The sequence below is a fragment of the Methylobacterium sp. WL64 genome (assembly GCF_008039945.1).
In the GTDB taxonomy this organism is placed as follows: Bacteria; Pseudomonadota; Alphaproteobacteria; order Rhizobiales; family Beijerinckiaceae; genus Methylobacterium.
On the sequence record NZ_VRVA01000208.1, the window covers coordinates 1 to 5215 of the forward strand.

At 65.1% G+C, this 5215-nt stretch carries 3 protein-coding genes, 2 pseudogenes and 1 other annotated feature; of the genes and pseudogenes, 1 reads left to right on the forward strand and 4 read right to left on the reverse strand.

What is annotated here, in order from left to right; translation table 11 throughout:
- Positions 1-672: 672 nt before the first annotated feature.
- Both FV242_RS32530 and FV242_RS36230 read right to left on the reverse strand, forming a co-directional pair.
- A complete protein-coding gene (locus FV242_RS32530) occupies positions 673-1221 on the reverse strand; it encodes a hypothetical protein (RefSeq protein ID WP_147941818.1) in 549 nt (182 codons plus the stop codon).
- A gap of 124 nt (positions 1222-1345) precedes the next feature.
- Complete coding sequence (locus FV242_RS36230) at positions 1346-1477, reverse strand: hypothetical protein (protein WP_281407135.1); 132 nt, start codon at positions 1475-1477, stop codon at positions 1346-1348.
- A gap of 99 nt (positions 1478-1576) precedes the next feature.
- Here FV242_RS36230 and FV242_RS32535 point away from each other — a divergent pair.
- Positions 1577-2570: pseudogene (locus tag FV242_RS32535) on the forward strand (ISL3 family transposase); the annotation flags it as partial.
- Here the strand turns inward: FV242_RS32535 and FV242_RS32540 are convergent.
- Positions 2568-3725: pseudogene (locus FV242_RS32540) on the reverse strand (IS630 family transposase). The pseudogenes FV242_RS32535 and FV242_RS32540 overlap by 3 nt on opposite strands.
- 10 nt (positions 3726-3735) lie before the next feature.
- Positions 3736-4964, reverse strand: a protein-coding gene (locus FV242_RS32545; RefSeq protein WP_147941819.1) for an IS3 family transposase whose coding sequence is annotated in 2 segments (ribosomal slippage) — positions 3736-4676 and positions 4676-4964 — 1230 coding nt in all. Because the reading frame shifts where the segments join, the coding sequence is not laid out codon by codon here.
- Positions 4567-4683: a sequence feature (AL1L pseudoknot), on the reverse strand. It overlaps the preceding gene by 117 nt.
- Positions 4965-5215 lie beyond the last annotated feature (251 nt).

The following is a 5215-nucleotide window of genomic DNA, read 5'->3' on the forward strand; positions in this document are numbered from 1 at the left end:
TGCCCCTGCCCCTGCCCCTGCCGGTTCCGGTAGTTTGACGTTCTCTCGTACAGAACCCGGCTGGCCTCGATCCCGATCGCCTTGTCGCTGGCAGTCATCAGCGCCCCTCAATAGTCAACCCGGAGCGTGCCGTGCTCGGGGTGCACTCCGAATAGCTGCTCCGCTGTCCAACCGAGCCGGTGCGCCTCGTCCCCAAATCGGGTGATGAAGTCCAAGCAGTTCTCTCGTATCGGCCTCCACCGGCTCGGGGGCATGTACCGGGCGGGGCGAGGCGTACGGGGAGATATTCTTGATGGCGCCGTACCAGATCGCGACGGCGTTCGGGAGTAGGGGAAGGGTAGGGCTGGCTGACATCCGGCCGAGCTACGGCAGGGCATAGCTCTCGACCATGCGGCCAGAAGCGGGGCTGACTGATCGGGGCTGAGAACCGAATCGGCCCCGCCGCCCTATCTGATATCGGGTTCGCGGGGCTATCAATTTCTGCGGCAGAGCCGGCATCAACACGGCTCGGGGCGCAAGATGCCGATGACTGGTTAGCCGAAGCACTACGACAGCGGGGAGTGTCGGTGCCGGATCGGGATAGGTCCGGCAGGTCGAGGTGGTCTGGATGGCCGCCTCCGACCATACAGATGAGGCCATGTGCTACTACTGGGATTGATATATCCCCTTGGATCACTCTTGGAAACTCCTTGGACCCACCGTCGATGCTGCTTTAATCTTGCACGTTCTTGGCCGGGTTAGCTGTCGGCCTCGATCCGGTTGTACTCGGTCTCCCATCGCGCCCAGTCGCCGCCGTTTGTCATCCACTTCGCCGTGGCGGCAGTGATGGGCCCGGTGCGTCGTTCGCAGCAGCCCGACCAGCGCAGCGTTCTCGAGGTGCCGGGGCAGGGGGATGATCGGCTCGTAGCCCTTGCTGTCGACGTACCTCTCCTGCCCGTCCGTCATCAGCCGGAGAGCTGCATTCCGAGCCGCCTTCGTGATGGCCCGCTCTTCAGCCACGCCGACCGAGATCGGACATGGGTGGATCACCTCGCCCTCCTCGGAGTCGGCGTCAATGAGGTGCGGGACGAACTGGATCACGTCCAGGCTTTGCAGTTTTGTCAGGGCATTCGAGATCGCTCTCATGCCGGTATCCTGCTGCGTCGTGCCGTCCGAACCTTCGATCTCCTCGAATTCGCCGGTCGGGTGGGGTTCGACGAACGCCGCCGTCTCCCAGAACACCCGTGCGGTCTGCCGGAAGCCCCAGACATCGTGGATGCCACGCTGGCCGATCTTGACCTTGTCGTACTCCTGCCGGACCTGGCTCCAGTGCAGCCCGCCGTTCGAGGCGAGGCTCTGCCAAATATTACAGGTCCACGAACAGCCGGAGCGCCATCCGGTCCTGCGTCTGCCGGATCTGGTCGAGCGGCCCAGCACGGTCGTCGATGCCGTCCACGAGGCTTTTCGGCAGCCAGATCCTCGCAGAGCGCGGGATCATGCTGAGATCGGGTGTCAAACAGCGTTGAACATTGGGTCTGACTCAATCTCGGTGCAGACGAGTTGATGGATCTCGGCTTCGGTCGTTGGAGATCCTGCCATGCCTCGCAGCCTGCATCCCAGTTCCGTATTTCCGCGCGGCCTTGTCATCGATCATGGCGAGGTCGGCACTGGGATGGCCATCACAGCCCGGCCGATCGCCGCCTTGGCCCGGTGCCCAGGCGCGATCAACCCTCCTCTCGAATCCATAGCTGCTACACCCGTACTCTGTCCGATCTGCCGGTTGCCGGTAGACGCGTCGTCATCGATGTCTGCGTCCGTCGTTTCCGTTGCATCGGGTCGGACTGCCGGACCCAGATCTTTGCCGAGCGGCTCGGACCAGACCTCGCAGCTGCCTACGGCCGGCGCACGACTCGGCTCGACTACATCGTGCATCATCTCAGCCTTGCCCCCGGTGGCCGGCCCGCCGCCAGTTTCGCCTGACGACTGATGGTCCCGGCCAGTCGGGATACGATGCTTCGGACCGTGCGCCGCCGTGCCGTCCGTCCGGTGGAGCATCCGCGCGTGATCGGCATCGACGACTGGGCCTTCCGTCGAGGACAGCGCTACGGCACGCTGATCTGCGACCTGGAACGGCGCCGTGTCGTCGCCCTGCTGCCGGATCGGGAGAGCGGCACTGTTGAGGCGTGGCTTACAGCCTATCCCGAAATCACCGTCGTCGCCCATGACCGTGAGAGTTGCTACGGTGAGGCGACGACGCGAGCGCTGCCCAATGCCGTTCAAGTCGCCAACCGATGGCACTTGATGGAGAACGTCAGCGCCGCCTTCCTCGATGCCGTGCGCAAGTCGATGGCTGCAATTCGCATCGCGGCGGGGGGGCGACAGTCGATCCCGAACGGTTGACCTGTGCCGAGCGCCTGCAGTAAGACGGCTATCTCCGGACGGAGGCGACTGGCGGGGCGATCCTCGCCCTGTCGCGACAGGGCATGCCGATCAAGAAGATTGCCCGAGCGACCGGGCACAGTCGCAAGCTCTTGCGCAACGTGCTGCGCGATCTGACCGGCAATGTATTCCGCGTCCGCCAGAGTAGCCTAGTGGTACGAGTCTAACACTTGGCGCGCGCGCTTTGCGGCCTGGATGATGCGATCCGGGTCGGCGGTCCAGACGAAGGGCTTCGGGTCGCCGTTGCTCTCGGCGATGAAGCGTTTGATGGCGGCCTGCACCTCGATCAGCGATCCGAACACGCCGCGTCGGAGCCGGCGTTTTGCGAGCTTGGCGAAGAAGCCCTCGACGGCATTGAGCCACGAGGCTGAGGTCGGGGTGAAGTGGAAGGTCCAGCGCGGGTGGCGGTCGAGCCAGGCACGGACCTTCGGGTGCTTGTGGACGGCATAGTTGTCCAGGATCGCGTGGACGATCTTGCCCGCCGGACCGCCGCCTCGACCGCATTGAGGAAGCGGATGAGCTCCTGATGCCGGTAGCGCTGCATGCAGCGGCCGATCACCTTGCCCTCCAGAACGTCCAGGGCGGCAAACAGGGCGTCGTGCCGTGGCGCTTGTAATCGTGGGTGCGCGTCGTCGGCTGGCCCGGCTTCATCGGCAACGGCTCCTGCGTGCGGGCGAGCGCCTGGATCTGGCTCTCCTCATCCTGAGCCTGTCGAAGGATCGTCGACCGAGAGCACGACGGCGTGGGCCGGCGGGTCGACGTAGAGCCCGACGACCAGGGGTCCCATCGAACAGGTTCGATGGGTGCCCGTCGCGCAGTTTGGCGGCGAAGGCCGGGTCGGTGGAGAGCTTGAACTGCCGGACTCGATGCGGCTGTAGGCCGTGCCCCCGCCAGATCCGCTGCACCGACGAGACACTGATGGCCGCGGCCTTGCTCATGGCGGCGGCCGTCCAATGCGTGGTCTCGCCGGGTGGTTCTCCTTGCGTCAGAGCCACCGCGCGCGCCGCCACCTCCGCCCCCAGCGGCGGGATGCGCGCCGGTTGCGTCTTGTCCCGCAGGAGCCCATCGGCGCCCTCCTGCGCGAAGCGGTCCTGCCAGCGCCAGACCACCGTCTTGGACACGCCGGCCTCACGCATGATCGCATGCGTCCCCAGCCCATCGGCGCTCAAGAGCACGATACGCGCGCGCCAGACGTGCTTCTGCGACGTGTTCCGATCCGCGACGAGTGCTTCGAGCCGAAGGCGATCCGAGGTGGAGAGCGTGAAAGAGATGACAGTGTGAACCGCACCGGGTTTCCCGGAGGCCATTTGGTTTGGGTCAGGCTGCCAAGGCTTGCGCCTCGGTTTGTGCATAGTAGCGCGCTTCCGCTTCGGCGGGAGGCACGTTGCCGATCGGTTCGAGCAGCCGACGGTGATTGAACCAATCTACCCATTCGAGGGTGGCGAACTCTACGGCTTCGAACGACCGCCACGGGCCGCGCCGGTGGATCACCTCGGTCTTGAACAGTCCGATCACGGTCTCTGCGAGAGCATTATCGTACGAGTCACCGACGCTGCCGACGGAGGGTTCGATGCCCGCTTCAGCAAGGCGCTCGGTATATCGGATGCTCACGTATTGCGATCCGCGGTCGGAGTGACAGACGAGACCGCTGCCTGCGAAGGGGCGGCGCTCGTGCAGGGCCTGCTCCAGGGCATCGAGCACGAAGTCCGCCCGCGCCGAACGCGACACGCGCCAGCCCACGATCCGGCGAGCGAAGACATCGATGACGAAAGCCGCATAGACGAAGCCGCTCCAGGTCGCGACGTAGGTAAAATCCGCGACCCACAGCCTGTTCGGACACGCGGCCTTGAACTGCCGGTTGACCCGGTCGAGTGGGCACGCCGCGGCCGGATCAGGGATCGTCGTCCGGACTGTCTTGCCTCGCACGACGCCTTGCAGACCCATCGCTCGCATCAGCCGTGCGATGGTGCAACGAGCCGCCGTGATCCCCTCACGGTCGAGCTGCCGCCAGATCTTGCGCACGCCGTAGACGCAGAAGTTCGCCTCGTACACGCGCCGGATCTCGGTCATCAGCACCGCATCCCGCTTGGATCGTGCTGGCAGCCTACCGGGATCGGCCCGGCGCGCGACATGGGCGTGATACGTCGACGGGGCGATCGGCAGCACGCGGCAGATCGGCTCGACCCCGTAGGCCCCGCGGTGATCGTCGATGAAGGCGATCATCGCTTGAACGGGCGGTCGAGCTCCGCCTGGGCAAAATACGCTGATGCTTTTCTCAGGATCTCGTTGGCCTGCCGGAGTTCGCGAACCTCCCGCTCCAGCGCCTTGATCCGCTCGCGCTCGTCCGTCGTCGGGCCGGCTCGTTGGCCCTGGTCCCGCTCGGCTTGGCGTACCCAATTCCGCAGCGTCTCACCCGAGCAGCCGATCTTGGCGGCAATCGAGCGGATCGCTCCGTACTGGGAGGCATGATCACCCTGATGCTCGAACACCATCCGCACGGCGCGCTCGCGGACCTCAGGGGAAAAGGGTGGGGTACGCTTCGTCATGGCTCCATCCTCGCAAGAGTTGGAGCCTCCAGGAAACCCGGTGCGGTTCAGTGCGCATCCCGCCAGACTCGCAGGATGGGCCGCAAACCGAAACCTCACACGGACTCAACCGTCAGGGCTCAACCACTAGAGCCGTGCCCTGGCGGGTTGAATCGCTTGGGGTAGGCGATCTGGCTGGCTTGTGATTCACTGGATCGGCTTGTGATGGAGGATTGCCATGCCTTCAGCCCTGTCGGTTGATCTGCGCGAGC

Coding starts and splice junctions, on each gene's coding strand:
- FV242_RS36230 (WP_281407135.1), bottom strand. CDS start 1,477: ATGATCCCGCGCTCTGCGAGGATCTGGCTGCCGAAAAGCCTCGTGGAC.